Origin of the sequence: Pseudomonas carassii, from assembly GCF_036324045.1 — a bacterium.
GTDB classification, from domain to species: domain Bacteria; phylum Pseudomonadota; class Gammaproteobacteria; order Pseudomonadales; family Pseudomonadaceae; genus Aquipseudomonas; species Aquipseudomonas peradeniyensis.
This window is the reverse complement of record NZ_JAZDCT010000001.1, coordinates 213,088-227,611: the sequence shown is the minus strand read 5'-3', so window position 1 is coordinate 227,611 and position 14,524 is coordinate 213,088. Positions and strand designations below refer to the sequence as shown.

At 61.3% G+C, this 14,524-nt stretch carries 14 protein-coding genes and 3 tRNA genes; 5 read left to right on the top strand and 12 right to left on the bottom strand.

What is annotated here, in order from left to right; all coding sequences use genetic code 11:
• The first annotated feature begins 64 nt into the window (after nucleotides 1-64).
• From V0R62_RS01020 to mgtE, 3 genes are all read left to right on the top strand, one after another.
• Nucleotides 65-141: transfer RNA gene (locus V0R62_RS01020), tRNA-Arg, on the top strand.
• A gap of 73 nt (nucleotides 142-214) precedes the next feature.
• Nucleotides 215-291, top strand: a tRNA-Arg gene (locus V0R62_RS01015).
• Nucleotides 292-690: 399 nt separating this feature from the next.
• A complete protein-coding gene (mgtE, locus tag V0R62_RS01010) occupies nucleotides 691-2,133 on the top strand; it encodes a magnesium transporter (RefSeq protein WP_330102362.1) in 1,443 nt (480 codons plus the stop codon).
• A 229-nt stretch (nucleotides 2,134-2,362) separates the two neighbouring features.
• Here mgtE and V0R62_RS01005 read toward each other — a convergent pair whose 3' ends face one another.
• The gene (locus V0R62_RS01005; RefSeq protein WP_003254499.1) at nucleotides 2,363-2,689 is read right to left on the bottom strand and encodes an Arc family DNA-binding protein; all 327 of its coding nucleotides are present in this window, start codon (nucleotides 2,687-2,689) and stop codon (nucleotides 2,363-2,365) included.
• A gap of 346 nt (nucleotides 2,690-3,035) precedes the next feature.
• On the opposite strand from V0R62_RS01005, the gene phnN reads away from it, so the two are divergent.
• Nucleotides 3,036-3,659 (top strand): phosphonate metabolism protein/1,5-bisphosphokinase (PRPP-forming) PhnN, encoded by a 624-nt coding sequence (gene phnN / locus V0R62_RS01000; protein WP_330102361.1) that lies wholly within the window; start codon nucleotides 3,036-3,038, stop codon nucleotides 3,657-3,659.
• A gap of 74 nt (nucleotides 3,660-3,733) precedes the next feature.
• Nucleotides 3,734-3,810, top strand: a tRNA-Arg gene (locus V0R62_RS00995).
• A gap of 134 nt (nucleotides 3,811-3,944) precedes the next feature.
• On the opposite strand, the gene V0R62_RS00990 is transcribed toward V0R62_RS00995, so the two are convergent.
• From V0R62_RS00990 to V0R62_RS00940, 11 genes are all read right to left on the bottom strand, one after another.
• A complete protein-coding gene (locus V0R62_RS00990) occupies nucleotides 3,945-4,166 on the bottom strand; it encodes a hypothetical protein (protein ID WP_330102360.1) in 222 nt (73 codons plus the stop codon).
• A complete protein-coding gene (locus V0R62_RS00985) occupies nucleotides 4,163-4,867 on the bottom strand; it encodes a phage tail protein I (RefSeq protein WP_330102359.1) in 705 nt (234 codons plus the stop codon). The genes V0R62_RS00990 and V0R62_RS00985 overlap by 4 nt, the downstream gene beginning before the upstream one ends.
• A complete protein-coding gene (locus V0R62_RS00980) occupies nucleotides 4,864-5,229 on the bottom strand; it encodes a hypothetical protein (protein ID WP_330102358.1) in 366 nt (121 codons plus the stop codon). Before V0R62_RS00980 ends, V0R62_RS00985 begins: the two co-directional genes overlap by 4 nt.
• 136 nt (nucleotides 5,230-5,365) lie before the next feature.
• Entirely contained in the window at nucleotides 5,366-5,554 is a 189-nt protein-coding gene (locus V0R62_RS00975) for a hypothetical protein (protein WP_330102357.1), read from the bottom strand.
• 6 nt (nucleotides 5,555-5,560) lie between these two features.
• Nucleotides 5,561-5,884: a hypothetical protein gene (locus V0R62_RS00970; RefSeq protein ID WP_330102356.1), complete on the bottom strand. Its 324-nt coding sequence runs from the start codon at nucleotides 5,882-5,884 to the stop codon at nucleotides 5,561-5,563.
• Entirely contained in the window at nucleotides 5,884-6,807 is a 924-nt protein-coding gene (locus tag V0R62_RS00965) for a hypothetical protein (RefSeq protein WP_330102355.1), read from the bottom strand. Before V0R62_RS00965 ends, V0R62_RS00970 begins: the two co-directional genes overlap by 1 nt.
• 306 nt (nucleotides 6,808-7,113) lie before the next feature.
• The gene (locus V0R62_RS00960) at nucleotides 7,114-10,632 is read right to left on the bottom strand and encodes a plasmid replication protein, CyRepA1 family (protein ID WP_330102354.1); all 3,519 of its coding nucleotides are present in this window, start codon (nucleotides 10,630-10,632) and stop codon (nucleotides 7,114-7,116) included.
• Nucleotides 10,629-10,988 (bottom strand): hypothetical protein, encoded by a 360-nt coding sequence (locus tag V0R62_RS00955; protein ID WP_330102353.1) that lies wholly within the window; start codon nucleotides 10,986-10,988, stop codon nucleotides 10,629-10,631. Before V0R62_RS00955 ends, V0R62_RS00960 begins: the two co-directional genes overlap by 4 nt.
• 2 nt (nucleotides 10,989-10,990) lie before the next feature.
• Nucleotides 10,991-11,185 (bottom strand): helix-turn-helix transcriptional regulator, encoded by a 195-nt coding sequence (locus V0R62_RS00950; protein ID WP_330102352.1) that lies wholly within the window; start codon nucleotides 11,183-11,185, stop codon nucleotides 10,991-10,993.
• Nucleotides 11,186-11,498: 313 nt separating this feature from the next.
• Entirely contained in the window at nucleotides 11,499-12,914 is a 1,416-nt protein-coding gene (locus V0R62_RS00945) for a tyrosine-type recombinase/integrase (RefSeq protein ID WP_330102351.1), read from the bottom strand.
• A gap of 234 nt (nucleotides 12,915-13,148) precedes the next feature.
• The gene (locus V0R62_RS00940) at nucleotides 13,149-14,351 is read right to left on the bottom strand and encodes a benzoate/H(+) symporter BenE family transporter (RefSeq protein WP_330102350.1); all 1,203 of its coding nucleotides are present in this window, start codon (nucleotides 14,349-14,351) and stop codon (nucleotides 13,149-13,151) included.
• Between the last annotated feature and the right edge of the window lie 173 nt (nucleotides 14,352-14,524).

Genomic DNA, 14,524 nt, shown 5'->3' with positions numbered 1-14,524 from the left:
AGTGGTTTTGCTTGCAAAGGCACTTCAACAAGCCAGTGGTAATCTGGCCTAAAACTACCACCACGGACTCATAGCTCAGCTGGATAGAGTACTCGGCTACGAACCGAGCGGTCGCAGGTTCGAATCCTGCTGAGTCCGCCACTTTTTGAAGTGGCTCTGCTTGCAAAGACGCTTCAACAAGCCAGTGGTAATCTGGCCTAAAACTACCGACCACGGACTCATAGCTCAGCTGGATAGAGTACTCGGCTACGAACCGAGCGGTCGCAGGTTCGAATCCTGCTGAGTCCGCCATACATCAAGAAGCCCGCTCAATTAGAGCGGGCTTTTTGTTTTTCTGGCGCGCTGAATTGTCACGGATGTCCATCTACGCTGTTCTGTAGATACTCCCGAAAGGAGTCGGCGCTGCAAATCGAACCGGCACACGACGAATGTGCTTTTCGCGGCAGAGCGACCGTCGCACTGATGGCTTCGAGCGTTGTCACAGCTTTAGCGCGCAAACGATTGTTCTGGCCAAAAAATTAAGCGATCCGACAGCTTACACAGTGTATGATTGCGCCCGTCAGCCCCGCCGGGGCTTGTGGAATCCCACCATGGACTTACCCAGTAGTTACTCGCTAACACGCTTCATACAGCCAGATCTGACCGATTGATTCTCCCGGCGTGCTCCGCTGCTGGGAGTGGAGTTCGCCTATGACCGAAATCGAAGTAAAGAAAGCCCAAGACAGCCTGCAGGATCGCCTGGCCCAGGTGATCGAACTGCTGCAGCGCCAGCGGGTGGTCGAGGACCTGACGCACCGTCAGGAAGGTCATCACCATGACCTGGTGGAAAACCTCGTCCACCGCCAGAACCTTGTCGAACTGCAGCGCAAACTCGACGATCTGCACCCCGCCGACATCGCCTACATCCTCGAAGCCTTGCCGCTGGACGACCGCCTGACGGTCTGGCAGCTGGTGCGCTCGGATCGCGACGGCGACATTCTGCTCGAAGTCTCCGACGCTGTGCGCCAGACCCTGATCGCCGACATGGACGATCACGAGCTGCTGGCCGCCGCCAAGGAAATGGACGCCGACGAACTCGCCGATCTGGCGCCGGAGCTGCCCCGTGACGTCGTGCACGAGCTCATGGAAAGCCTCGATGCCCAGCAGCGCGAGCGTGTGCGCTCGGCCCTGAGCTACGACGAGGAGCAGGTCGGCGCGCTGATGGACTTCGAGATGGTCACTATTCGCGAAGACGTCAGCCTCGAGGTGGTGTTGCGCTACCTGCGCCGGCTCAAGGAGCTGCCGGGGCACACCGACAAGCTGTTCGTCGTCGATTACGATGGCATTCTCAAGGGTGTGCTGCCGATCAAGCGGTTGCTGGTCAACGACCCGGAGAAGAAAGTCGCGGAGGTCATGGCCAATGACCCGGTGAGCTTCCATCCCGAGGAAGATGCCTACGACGCCGCCCTGGCCTTCGAACGCTACGACCTGGTGTCTGCCCCCGTGGTGGACAAGAACGAGCGCCTGATCGGCCGTCTGACCATCGATGAAATGGTCGACCTGATTCGTGAAGAGAGCGAGAGCGAAGTACTCAACATGGCCGGTCTGCGCGAGGAGGAAGACATCTTCGCCTCGGTCTGGCGCTCGCTGCGTAACCGTTGGGCTTGGCTGGCCATCAACCTGATCACCGCATTTGTCGCCTCGCGGGTGATCGGCCTGTTCGAAGGCTCCATCGAGAAGCTGGTAGCGCTGGCGGCGCTGATGCCGATCGTGGCGGGTATCGGCGGCAACTCGGGTAACCAGACTATCACCATGATCGTGCGCGCCATGGCCCTCGACCAGGTGTCGCCGGGCAATACCAGCCGCCTGATGCGCAAGGAACTGGCGGTATCGCTTCTCAATGGCCTGATCTGGGGTGGCGTGATCGGTGTCGTGGCGTTCTGGCTTTACGGTAGCTGGTCGCTGGGCCTGGTGATGACGGCGGCGATGACCCTGAACCTGTTGCTGGCCGCCTTGATGGGCGTGCTGATCCCGATGACGTTGACGCGCCTGGGCCGTGATCCGGCGATGGGGTCGAGCGTGATGATTACTGCGGTCACCGACAGCGGCGGTTTCTTTATCTTCCTCGGCCTGGCCACGCTGTTCCTGCTGTAAGCGTTGGGCTCAGGCGATGCGCAACCCCTGTAGGAGCGGCCTTGTGTCGCGATAGGGCCGCATAGCGGCCCCAGGATTTCAGCGTTGATGCAAAGATCGCCGGGGCCGCTTTGCGACCCTTTCGCGGCACGAGGCCGCTCCTACAGTGGGGGTGTGCGTGACTCTGCAACCAGATGCAAAAAAGCCAGCTTGCGCTGGCTTTTTTGTGTGCGATTGTCGCTTGCCTGGATCAGGACGCGTCGGCGGCCATTTCCACATCGTGAGCGATGAGGGCGACCAGCGCATTCTGCTGGCGGTGGGACAATTGGCGGAAGCGCTGCAGCAGTTCGCGTTCGTGGAGGCTGAGCTCTGGGCTGTCCAGGCGCATGCTCAGTTCGTCACCCAGGGCACCTTCCTGGATAAGGCTCTGCTCCAGGCGGGCGATGATTTCGGAGTTCATGCTGCGGTGATGGTTGCGCGCTACCTCGGCAATGCGCTCACGCATCCCGTCTGGCAGGCGGACGACAAACTTGTCAGCGGTGCGGCTCGAATAGATAGCCTGTTTCATTGGGCGCATATAAATTGACCGGTTGTTCTGGTTCAGGGGGAGCGGTTCGCAAATTGGCCGCACGGTGGAAGTACGACCGCGGCGACGACAAAATGTTCAACCGTGATGTGATTTTGGTTCTTCATCTTGCCTCATGGTCGCCGTTTCCTTGGCGTCAATTCTGTGACAAATAGTGATCTCGATAAAGGCTTTTTGCCAGTACCAATTATCAGAAATGAGCACTGGTTTGAAAAGTTTCACATTCACCGAATTGCACCTGCGTCAGACAAATGCCGTCAAAATCTGGTAAAAGACAGCAAAGGCCTGGGGAAAATCCTGGAATTCGCTGGTTTCCCACACATTGAGCATAGTGGCTATGCAATATGACGCAAGCGGTGGGGCGGCCTCAAGGGGGCGCCTGATATTCCTCATGGGACCGTCGGGTTCAGGAAAAGATTCCCTGATCGATGCGGCGCGTGAGCGATTGTTCGCCCAGGGCGTTGAGGTCGCCCGGCGGGTCATCACGCGCTCTGCCGAGGCCAAGGGTGAAGCCGCGCTCGGGGTGAGCGTCGAGCGCTTCGAGGCGATGCGCGAGGCGGGGGCGTTTGCCCTGGATTGGCAGGCGAACGGCTTGAGCTATGGCATACCCGCGCAACTGGACGCATGGCTGGCAATGGGCCGGTCGGTACTGGTCAATGGTTCGCGTGCCTACCTGGCCAGCGCCAGGCAGCGTTATCCCGACCTGGTGGCCGTGGGGCTGACGGTTTCCCAGCAGGCACTGCGTCAGCGCTTGCTGGCCAGGGGGCGGGAGAGCAGCGAAGAGATCGAGCAACGCCTGTCCCGTAACTTCCGGTTGCAGGCCTATGACCCTGGCGTGCATGTCGTGGACAACTCCGGGTCGCTGGCCAGTGCGGTCGAGGCGTTGCTCGCGCTGCTGCGCAGCGAAGGCGTGATCGCTGAGGCGCCGGGGAAAAAGCCGACGTGCAAAATGCCCGATTGATACATGACAAATGCCTACACGCTGGTTAACATGCTCGCCGTCCCCGCCGCGCAGCGTCTGTTGTCGGCTTCAGTGTCTCAGTAGCTCAATTGGATAGAGCATCCCCCTCCTAAGGGGAAGGTTGCAGGTTCAAATCCTGCCTGGGACGCCATATAAATCAAGAAGTTAGGCGATTCTGGTATTCTCTGAATGCAGTCGTCTGAAGTGATTTTCCCCGTTCGTTCCCCGTTTTGCGAATGGGCAAAAAGAAGCCGCCTGATGGCGGCTTTTCTCTATCTGTGCTTCTCAGGTGGCTAGCAAATGATCCACCTGGGCAACCAGTTCGCGCTCACCAGCGGCGCGCAGGGCAGCAGCGGCAAGCTGGAGCGTATTGCTACGGCGCAGGTCGGGCGTGTCGCTGGGCATCTTCGGCCCCAGCAACTGCTGCACTAGGCCATCCCACATGACAGCGTCTTCGCTGCTTGCGACGCCCATTCGCTCGATCATCGGTGGTTTTTTCGCTCTCATGCAACAAACCTCAGTTGGCCATCGGTGGTAATGCGCGGCTGCCCGTCCTCGGTGATGCGGTAGTTTTCACCGGCCACGTAGCCAACTGGGAAAATGCTGGTGGTCACGGCGTCCTGACAGGCAGATGCCATGGCCAGCAGTACGGCTTCCAGCTTCACAGGTGGCGGCGAGTAGGGCCAGACGGTGCAGTCATCGCCTGATGCGGTGGTGGCTGCCAGGCGGATAGTGGTGCGCTGCTCGCTGACGGCAGACACACGGGTCAGGTGACTGCGCAGGTTCTTGTACTGCAGGGCGGTATGTTCGGCGCGCTCGTACGATTCTGGCGTAACCGGCTTGTCAGTCGCAACCAGGGTGACTTCGAACGTGTACGGCTCACCAGGTGGGGTCATCTGCCACCACTCGCGCACCTCGACGCCGTAGCCGAGTGGCGCCAGGGCCTTGGCGAGTGAACCGGGCGTGCCCTTGTGCCGGTGCACGTCCAGACTGGCCTTGATAACGTCGCGCTTCTCTTGCTCGGTCCAGCTGGGCTGCCATTCGTCAACGCTGAATGCCCAGGCGAGCCACGGCAGCAGCTCAGTTGGGCAAGTATCCGGGTCCCAGGATTTACGCACCAGTATTGGCACGTCAGAAATGCGTGCGATGGCCTCGGACAGCGCGCGTTCCTGCGCCGTGGCGTTCGGTGGCAGAAGGTGATTGCTCACAGTCCAAACCCAGGCGCGTCAATGTCACCAGCTAGGCAGCCGCGCTTCAGCATGCCACGGCGGAAGCGCTGACCAGGGCTTGCATGGCGGTTCGGTCTCCACTTCGGCCGTTCGGCCATTTCCTTTTCGTGCTCGGCGTCGGCATGCTCAACCAATGCGGTGCGGCAGCGCGTGGCGGTAGTCTTGATCGCGTCGGAAGTGCGGCGCAGCTCGGTCAACAGCTCAGGCAGGGCTGCATCCAACGGCTGACGCTTCAGTATGGATTTCATGGCCTGGGCGTCGCGCAGCAGCTTGGCTGCCTCGGCCTCGATCTGGTCCTGCAGGGTGAACAGGACGGCCAGGGTGTCTTCGGGTGCTTTCATGTTCGATGGCTCAAAAAAATGGGGCGGCTTCACTGTTCGTGCAGCTCCACCGCCCCTAAGTCCGAGGATATGCCCCACTTTATCCACCTGGCAGGGGCCGCCAGGGAAACCGCCTCTGAGGAAGGCGATACAGTCGCTAGGCCTCGGCAGGTGCCAAGCCCAAGCCTTGTTCAAGGGCGCGCTGCGCCACGCGGGTCATGCTCACGCCATAGCCGGTCGCCTTCTCGGCGCGGCGCTGTTCGGCGCGAATGGCCGCCATGATTTCAGGGGTCGCCAGCACGCACAGCTTGCGGCGGTTGTCGGGTTTCTTCGCGTTCGCGCTCATCGTTTGTCACCAACTGTTAACCCAGCTGCCACGCTTCGGCTGACTTTCCCGCTCGACCAGGCGCAAATGATTTTTCACCAGGCTGTCCAGGAAGCGGCAGGCACGCTGCAGCTGGGCTTCGGTTAATTCGGGGAAAGCCTTGGTCAAGTGCTCGTTGTCGTTCTCGCCGTGCATCCAGCCACGCATCCCGGCAGGCTGCACCACGATGCGCGGCATGCCGTCGTCACCAGGTGCACGCTGATGGAAGGTGGCGCCTTCCAGTGCGGCTGATACGTCTGTAGGCAGGGCGGTGGTTTCCACCGCCTCAGCCGTGTTGCGCTCGCGGCGCATTACGCGCCCACCTTCCAGAAGGCACCAGGCAGCGGCAGCAGGGCCTGGGCGTTCAGCCAGCAGGTAAGGATCAGCTCGCCTTGTTTGTTGGTACGCTCGGCCACCAGGCGAATGTCCTCATGCACTGCGACAGCGGCACGGGAGAAGGTGCCCACGATGGTTTCGGCGGTGACTGGGGTAAGTTCAGCCAGCACACCTGCAGCGCGCAGGATGCCGTCCTGGCCAACTGCAGCGCCGTTACCAGCAGTGCCAACCAGGGCGCGCAGCTCGGCAAACTCGACGCCCAGCGCAGCGGCTGCGCCAAGGCTGAAGGCTGCTGAGGTGCTGGCAGCGATTGCAGCAAGCAGCACCTGGTCTGCGGCGCGCGCGATGCCAAGGGCGATGCTGACCAGGGCGTTGTCCTCCAGCTCACCGTCCTCGAAGGCCTTCTGCTCGCTGCGGGACAGGGCGACGCGGAAACCGTAAGACGGCATGGTGTCCAGGTCGATCATGTCGCGGTAGATCGGCAGGGCGCTGTCGGCCGCTTCGTCGCCGTCGTCCACCATGGCGAAGTTGGCAGCCTCAACCAGGGTGTAGCCGGCGTTGCGCTTCTGCAGGGCGATACCGCCACCCGGCACTTGCACTGCATTGCCAGCCTCGGCCACCAGGATGATGCGGGCGCCGGCCTGCGATACACGGCTGGCTTCCAGCAGCACGCTGCTGAAGGTGGTTTGCTTGCCGGCCTCGGTGCCTTTCGGCATACGTACCTGGTGAATGCCCTGGCTTGCCATGAATGGCGGCAGGCTCAGTTCGCGGATGCTGCGGGCCAGTACGCTGGCTGGCACGCGCTCCATGATGTGGCGCACGGCGCCGGTTTGGTCGTAGGTCGCAGTTGCACCAACCTGGCGCTTTGCGTCTTCAAGTAGCTTGCGAAGTTCGTTCATTTTGCTGCGTGCCTCGGGTCGTGTGGCGGTCGTTGCTGGACAAGATACGTTTGCTTTCTCAGCCGTTCCTCTTGGGTTTTTTCCAGAACTTCCTAGGAAGTGACGCCATTGTCCGAAGTCTGCGGCTTTCAATCCTCTTGGGGTTTTTCCAAAGCCATCAGACTTTTCGATTGGAGTACTTTCAGAATTGCTCGGAAGTAGTCATTAAGTCGATTTTAGAGGGGCACGCAGATATGGATTGTCGCGGAGCCCATGTCCCCGCATGGCCTGGGGCGGCAGGGAGGACCCACGACCGCGCACAGCGCCTCATGCCGCGCACCGCTCAGCAAACACACTGCGGAACCAGTGGGCCGTTACCTTGGCGCCGTAGCTGCTGCCTCTGCTGTTCAGGTGGGCGAGTATCAGCGCCTCGGCGCGCTGCTTGGTGATTTGCCCTGCCTGGGCGACCAGCTGGCGACGAATAGCGAGCCAGTGGGCGTCATCCTCGGCACGGCTGACAGTCACAGTTGCCGTGTATTTATCTAAGGTAATAACACCCGATCTGTGACTGTTCCTGCGCTCGGCCCAGCCCACCACCACCTGATAAGCAGCGTCCTGCAGCTCGTAACACTTCGTGCCGTCATGACGGTTCTGTCGGCGCTTCAGCTCCAGACCCATGGCGCGGAAAATCTCGCCCACGTCCTTCTGCGGTGCCTTCGGCATCGGGAATGGCTTCTGCTCGCCGTCCTTATCGTTGCCGATGAACGCGCCAAAACGCGAAGGCACGATGCCCAGCCATGCCAGCAGGTGCCTGCGCTCGATCAGGCGAGCAATCAGCTGTTCTGCCAACTCATCTGTCACGCGAAGGCCTGGGTGAATCTCCAGACCGTCGAACAGGTAGCCGTAAGCGGCCACACGGGCGCGAGTGAAGCGGCGCTGCGTCATGTGCTTGGCGTCGTCGTAGCGGTCAGCCAGGCCGAACACGGCTGCGCTGAAGCGATCCAGGTGGCGTGGTCCTCGGCCATCGTCCCACACGTCCAGGGCTTCGTCGGTCACGGTGTCCACGCCCAGGGCATGGCGGATGGCATGCTTGGTCAGGGCGTCGGACTGCTCTTGCGTGCGGTGCTCGGCACTGCGCATGCGGCGGGCTTCGTCGTCGGTCAGGTCGCTTGCGCTCATGATGGCGGCGCGGCGCTCGGTGTCCAGTTCGGCGCGCAAAGCCTTCAGTTCGTCAGCGTCCGGCGCGTCGGCGTGCATCGGCATGCGCTGCAGAGCGAAGCCGGCACGCTGCAGCACCCACAGCAGGCCGGCAGCGAAGTCACAGCGGGCGCTGTTGTTATCGGCACGGATACCGGCCACGAATGCGTCAAAGTCGCTTGCGGTGGTGGTGGCGCCCTCGATAGCGGCGGCAGCCTCCATGCCCAGCAACATTGATTCCGGGTCATCCAGGCCGCGCATGGTGTTGGCTACCAGGGCGACAGACCAGGCGCGCAGGTAGCGAACGCGGCGCATCATCTGCGCCGCGTCCGCCGGTGTGATGGCGTGGCCGCCACCGATGAAATAGCCATGATCGAACCAGGCGCCGGCTTGCTTGTGCTCGATGCTCAGGCCCGAAGAAATGACCGGAGAATGCACCACGGCGTCATAGGTACGCGACACGCCTTCGGGGTCCTGCCAGAACGCGGCCTGCTTGCTGTTGCCTCGGTTGCTCGCGGTGACGGCTAGGACCTTGGCACCGGTCGCTTCCAACAGCTTGGCTATCTCGGCCACGCGCTTTTCGGATTCGCAGCTGACCCAAATGCGCTGACCATCAGCCACGCGGGCGCACATTTCGCCGTAGACTGCGGCCACTGCGTCAGCGCCGTAGCCGGTGCTGGCGGTCAGGCCTTCATTGCGCGGGCGAACCTCAATGATGCGGAATTGCTCACCAGGGCGACAGGCCTCCAGGAATTCCACAACGCGGTCATCCATGCCAGCGTCGGCACCGATCACGCAGCGGGCACGGCTCACCAGGTCGCGCAGGCGTTGGTAAACATCTGCGTTCGTGCCTTCCTCGGTGCGGCAAGTCTTGTCACTTTCCAGGAAGCGCAGCACCTGGGCGATTTCGTCCACGAACAGATAGGCGCATTCGTTGATGATCTGTGCATGGGCGCCCTTGGTGATGCTGGGCAAACAGGTGGCCAGTGCGCGCACGGACCATGCGGTTTCTTGGGTCACGTCGCCATAGTGGTCGCACGCCAAGCGCTCGGCCATTTCGGCAACCAGGCTGCGACGGTGGCAGGTGGCGATGAAACGCTCCTGCTCGCGTGCCCACGTTGCAAATGGTTTTCCGATGCGCTGCGTCTTGCCGCTGGCCATCGGTGCCCACAACAGGACAACGCCCTGGTAGTCCTGGGCGCTCAACTCGGGCAGCTCGGTGTGGACTTCGTGCAGGTGGCGACGCAGGACTGCGTGCGACACGGTGACGTGTGCCAGGGCACGCTTGTGGCGCACGTTGTTCCAGCGGGTCAGGGCGCGGCCCATGGTGGCCACTGTTTCAGGGTGCAGGCGGTCGGCGGCGGCTTGCTCGATGCGTTCCAGCAATTCGTCCAGCGTCGTCTGCGTCGGAATGGTGACGGCGCGCTTGCGGCAGATGGACCAGGCCACGGCAGCGGCCTGCAGCGGGTCAGTCTCTTTGGCAAGCTTGTTGAACCACACCTGCTCACGGCCTGCCAATTCGACGCGGGGCAGGCTGGCCAGGTTGGTGAACACTGGCAGCGCCTGGCGTGGGTCGTTGTCGTTCGCCGGCTCTGCTGACGCTGGCACGGTGTCACGGGTAAGCAGCTGTGCCACTTCCTGCAGGCTGTGGCGTGCGGCGTGATCGTTCCAGTCGTCACCAACAGCAGGCGGCATGGCATACGGCAGGCCGGTGGCCTCGGCAGCTTTGCGCCCAGTGTCGTTGGCATCGTTGTCGGCGGCCACTGTGCCAACCTGGTCAGCCAGCTGGCGTGCGACCTCGGCCAGGTTGCCGGCGTCGAACGCCACCACGACGGCGGTGCCAGTTGCAGCGTGAACGGTCGCGGCTGTGGCGTAACCCTCGGCCATCCAGGCGCGGCCGGTGCCTTCGATGCGATGGAAGGTGCCGCGCTTGCGGCCACCCATGAGGAAGCGCTTGCGGCCGGTGGCGTCGATGCGCTGCAGGTTACACAGCTGACCGGTAGCGTCGATCATCGGCACCAGAAGTTCGCCAGCACGAGCGGTGAACACGTCCTGCCATTCGCCGTCCTGATCATTCCACAGGGTTGCGCGGTGGTCGTTCGTCGCCATGCGCAGACCGAACGACTGCACACCCTTTGCGCTCAGGTAGGCATGGGCGGCGCAGGCGGTGGCAGCGCTCCAAGCGATGGCAGCGGCGTCCGCTGCGGCCTGGCGCCCACGTTCGGCCTGGGCTTCTCGGACTTCTCGGGCAGCGTCGGCCTTCGCCTGCAGTTCTGCAGTGCGGCGGCGATACTCGGCGCGACGATCATCATTCGCCGGCTGGTTATCGTTCGCTGCTTGGAATTCCTGCCACACCAGGTCGCGCGGTTTCCAGTAGGCCGTGGCGCTACCGTGTTTAAACGTGCCGAAGGTGATGCACGGCCAGACGGTGCCGTCTTTGTCGGTTTCCAGGTTCGCCCGGTAGTAGTGTCGCTTGTCGTTGTGGCCCTTCAGGTCCGGCAGGTAGTGCCGGCTGCCGTCCAAGTCTGGCATGGCCTCCAGCAATGCACCAACACTCGCCGCTGCTGCAACTGCGTCGGCGAAATGCGCTGCCAGGACCTCGGCAGGGTCTGCATAGTGCTGGGCGACGTAATCAGCGAAGCGGCTCATTTGCCGGCCTTAGACGCCGCCTTTCGCGCGTGCAGAATATCCACGGCGATGCGCCATGAGTCCAGTGCGGTTAACCGAAACGGCAGTTCACGCGGAGCGCTCTTGGCCATCTGCGCCAGGTCCAGCGCGATGGACGGACGCGCACGGATGGCGCATTGCATAGCGTACCAGCGCTTCGCATCCAGCTGGCCCTTGCTTTGGTAGTTCTGAGTTTTAGGGGCGATAACTACATTCGCGAACAACTGAAGCAGGCTGCGCCAGTTACTGTGCAGACCCTTGCATGGTTTATGGTCGTGAGAAATCGCGGGCGCACCTCGGGTGTTCCCGGCGTTTTGCCGGGTCGAAAATGCGTTCATGATTAGGTCTCGCTGGTCAGCGAGCAGCTATCAATCCAAGCCTGTACCTCAGATGCGAGCCAGCCGACACGACGCGGGCCGATCTGGCGGCCTTGCGGAAACAGGCCGTCGCGGCACCAGCGCCAAAGCGTAACGCGGCTAATGCTCAGGGTCTTGCAAACGGTTTGTGCAGAAAGGATGCGGTCTGTGTGCAGCATTTTCGGTCCCTTGCGAGCCCGAGGCGTTGCGCGACGCTTGACCAATGACGATCAGTGACGCAGCATTAACAGGCGTGTACTAAGCGCTCTGTTATTGCCTCGGCATTTCAGACTTAGGTCTGGCACGCGCCAACGTGTCAGACCTACCTATTCAAGAGGCCAGCCAACATGCTGGCCTCTTTTGTTTCAGAGCTTATCACTCAAGAAAAACAGTGCAACGTACTGGTTTTTATGGAAAATCACCCCGAATCATCCTGTATCACTCTACATAATTTGTACTGGTGAAATAGCTCTGAACTGTACTGGTCCCGGCTCAAGCGCGGATGAGTTTTCTTCGTTTTGCCAGGACGATGATGTTTTTGTCCGCTTCTGGCTCGCCAGAATTCAGGCCATCCAGGTAGCTGCCCCACCTTTCCAATGCAGTCAGCTTCTCAGGCAAATACGAGAAGCGGTCGTAATGTTTGGCCTGCACCCCTGATCTACCGTGCGACAAAAGCCAGGCCCGAACATCGGTCGAAACCCCATTGGCAGCCAATAGCGTTTCACACGTCGCTCTGACGCGTTGCCAGTTGAAGGGAGTGGCTTTTCCGGCAGCGACCAATGCTTTACTTGCGTCACTGAAGATGCGTGAAATGGTGTCCTTATGTGCGGTGAACGGTCCAGGGCCGCTCTGATCGGCCAGTAAAGGCGCCATGATTTCACTGATGCGTGGAGTGATTGGCAGCAGATGCTCCCATGCCTCGGCTTTCCGACCTTTGGCGTCCAACAGGCAAATTGTGCCATCGCCAATGTCATCCCAGCGGACGGCGAGCAGTTGCTTTATACGTTGGCCACCAAGGTAAATAAGAGTTTTAGCGATGGCCTGCTTTCGCTCTGGAAGCGTATCCAGAAAGCGCAAGAGTTCACTGAGTTCTGCTGGCTCCAGCGATTCAGTGTTGCCGCCTTTGGCATCCTCAATAGTGGGAATCAACGCGGCGGGATTGCTGCTTATGGCAAACCATCTGTTGGCGCTATTGCCTTTCTTCCCCACAGCGAGGTGCGAGGCGGAGGCGTGATTGAACGCTGTGCGCAAGTATCGGCGCAGCTCGTCGGTAGTGCTGCGCATGTTCGTATTTGGAGCCTTGGCCTTGTTGCCAATCCCGCGAGACTTCGGCGCCCGCTCCAGCACCGCGTCAAGCAAGTCCTTAATATCTTCTGGACGGACTTCGTTCGCGTACTTTGCGGCAAGGGCAGGGCGGAATTCGCTGACGTTGACGCGGAACAACGAGCGCACCTTGCGAGCGCTCGCTTTGCCCGACTGTTCCAAGTGGTCGGCATAGGCTTCCAGCATTTCCCCGAAGGTTCCGCGTCGGGCTTCTTCTTCTGCCTTTCTTTTGAGTAGCTTGCGCTCTACCTCGGCGTTGGCTTCCCGCTCTGCCTTCAGCCCAAGGTATTTTTCAAGACCGCCAACTGCCCCGGATTCCGTCGCCACCCGCAATGCTTCTGCGCGCAGCTCGTCCAGGGTTCGTTCGCTGGTGCCTGGGTTCGGTTTCTTGTTCTTGGCAACGAGGATGCCGAGCTGGAGACGTTTGTCAGTGGCCGCTGTTCGCTCGCGGTAGAAAGCCAGGATTGCCCCGGACGCTTTGCGCTCAAGTAGCAGCGCTCCCCTTCCTCTTGATCCTACTGGCTCGGATTTCCGAGTTTTTACCGCATAGGCTTCCATCTCCGTCATGCGAGCGCGCTTGGTCATGGCAGTCCCCGTTTTCCCCGTTCGTTCCCCGTTTCAGACGCAAAGTAATGCTATCTAGTGAAACGATTAAAAACAACAGAGGCCGCTAAAATACTGGGATGTAAGGGGTTTTAGATGATTTTGCGTGATTGCTTGAAACGTTGAGAAATGAACTTGCATCCCCCTCCTAAGGGGAAGGTTGGCAGTTCGAACCTGCCCTGGGACGCCATCTCCCCCCATTCCCCTTGTCTTCGTTCAACGAGCTTGAACGCTTTCCTGCGGCTGTCGTGCCGTGCGGCTGTAGCTCAGGGCGAAGTGTGCCGCCAGCCCGAAGATCAGCCCCCAGAACGCGGCGCCAAGGCCGAGCAGGCTCATGCCCGATGCAGTGACCAGGAAGGTGATCAGCGCCGGCTCCCGCTGTTTCTCGTCACTCATGGCGCCCGCCAGGCCATTGGCAATGGCACCGAACAGTGCCAGGCCGGCGAGGGCGGCGATCAGTTCCCTCGGCAGGGCGGCGAACACCGACGCCAGGGTGGCGCCGAAGCTGCCCATCAGCAGGTAGAAGGCGCCGCAGGCCATGCCGGCGATGTAGCGTTTGTCCGGGTTCTCGTGGGCCTCGCGGCCGGTGCAGATGGCGGCGGTGATCGCCGCCAGGTTGACGCCGTGGCAGCCGAATGGCGCCAGCAGCAGCGAACCCAGGGCGGTGACCGAGACGATCGGGCGTGCCGGTACCTGGTAGCCGGAGGTGCGCAGCACGGCGATGCCGGGTACCGACTGGCCGGTGAGTGATACCAGGGCCAGGGGCAGGCCGATGTTGACGATGGCCTGCCAGCTCCACTGCGGGCTGGTCCAGGTCGGGACGGTCATTTCCAGCACCAGTGCCTGGGTGTCCAGTTGGCCCAGGCCGGCGGCGAGGCCGCAACCGACGATCAGCACCGAAAGAATCGCGTAGCGCGGCGACAAACGCTTGAACAACAGGTAGCTGGCCAGCATCGACAGCACCAGCACGGGCTGCAGGCGGATCGAGCTGAACAGCTCGGCGCCGAAGCGGAACAGGATGCCGGCCAGCATCGCCGCGGCAATGGCCTTGGGCAGGCGATTCATCAGCTTGTCGAAGGCGCCGCTCAGGGCGATCACGCCAATCACCAGCGAGGCGACGATATAGGCGCCCACCGCCTGGGCCAATGAAACGCTTGGCAACATCGACACCAATAACGCCGCGCCTGGCGTGGACCAGGCAGTGATCACCGGCACCCGCAGTTTCCAGCTCAGCAGCAGGCCGGTCAGGCCGCTGCCGATGGAAATGGCCCAGATCCACGAGGCGGTCGCGGCGTTGTCCAGGCCTGCCTGGTCGGCGGCCTGGAACACGATGATCAAGGGGCCGGCGTAGGAAATGATCACTGCGATCAGGCCGGCGACCAGGGCGGAGAGGGAAAAATCCTTTCTGAGGTTGTCCATGGCGAGTCCAGTTGAGTTGATTGATTCGATTGATTCGATTCAAATTGAATCTATACGGTAACGGGACCTGAATTCAAGTGGGGCAGCTCTCACGCGGGTGCTGCTGACAACTTGAATCGCTCGAAGGATCGACTCAAGTCGGCCTGTGTGTTCAAATTTCAATCATTTTCAGC

Excerpts from the sequence above, each read along its gene's own strand:
- V0R62_RS00945 (WP_330102351.1), bottom strand. The coding sequence starts at position 12,914 with ATGACCAAGCGCGCTCGCATGACGGAGATGGAAGCCTATGCGGTAAAA.
- V0R62_RS00970 (WP_330102356.1), bottom strand. The coding sequence starts at position 5,884 with ATGCGCCGCGAGCGCAACACGGCTGAGGCGGTGGAAACCACCGCCCTG.
- V0R62_RS00965 (WP_330102355.1), bottom strand. The coding sequence starts at position 6,807 with ATGAACGAACTTCGCAAGCTACTTGAAGACGCAAAGCGCCAGGTTGGT.
- V0R62_RS00950 (WP_330102352.1), bottom strand. The coding sequence starts at position 11,185 with ATGCTGCACACAGACCGCATCCTTTCTGCACAAACCGTTTGCAAGACC.
- V0R62_RS00940 (WP_330102350.1), bottom strand. The coding sequence starts at position 14,351 with ATGGACAACCTCAGAAAGGATTTTTCCCTCTCCGCCCTGGTCGCCGGC.
- V0R62_RS01005 (WP_003254499.1), bottom strand. The coding sequence starts at position 2,689 with ATGCGCCCAATGAAACAGGCTATCTATTCGAGCCGCACCGCTGACAAG.
- phnN (WP_330102361.1), top strand. The coding sequence starts at position 3,036 with ATGCAATATGACGCAAGCGGTGGGGCGGCCTCAAGGGGGCGCCTGATA.
- mgtE (WP_330102362.1), top strand. The coding sequence starts at position 691 with ATGACCGAAATCGAAGTAAAGAAAGCCCAAGACAGCCTGCAGGATCGC.
- V0R62_RS00960 (WP_330102354.1), bottom strand. The coding sequence starts at position 10,632 with ATGAGCCGCTTCGCTGATTACGTCGCCCAGCACTATGCAGACCCTGCC.
- V0R62_RS00955 (WP_330102353.1), bottom strand. The coding sequence starts at position 10,988 with ATGAACGCATTTTCGACCCGGCAAAACGCCGGGAACACCCGAGGTGCG.
- V0R62_RS00990 (WP_330102360.1), bottom strand. The coding sequence starts at position 4,166 with ATGAGAGCGAAAAAACCACCGATGATCGAGCGAATGGGCGTCGCAAGC.
- V0R62_RS00975 (WP_330102357.1), bottom strand. The coding sequence starts at position 5,554 with ATGAGCGCGAACGCGAAGAAACCCGACAACCGCCGCAAGCTGTGCGTG.
- V0R62_RS00980 (WP_330102358.1), bottom strand. The coding sequence starts at position 5,229 with ATGAAAGCACCCGAAGACACCCTGGCCGTCCTGTTCACCCTGCAGGAC.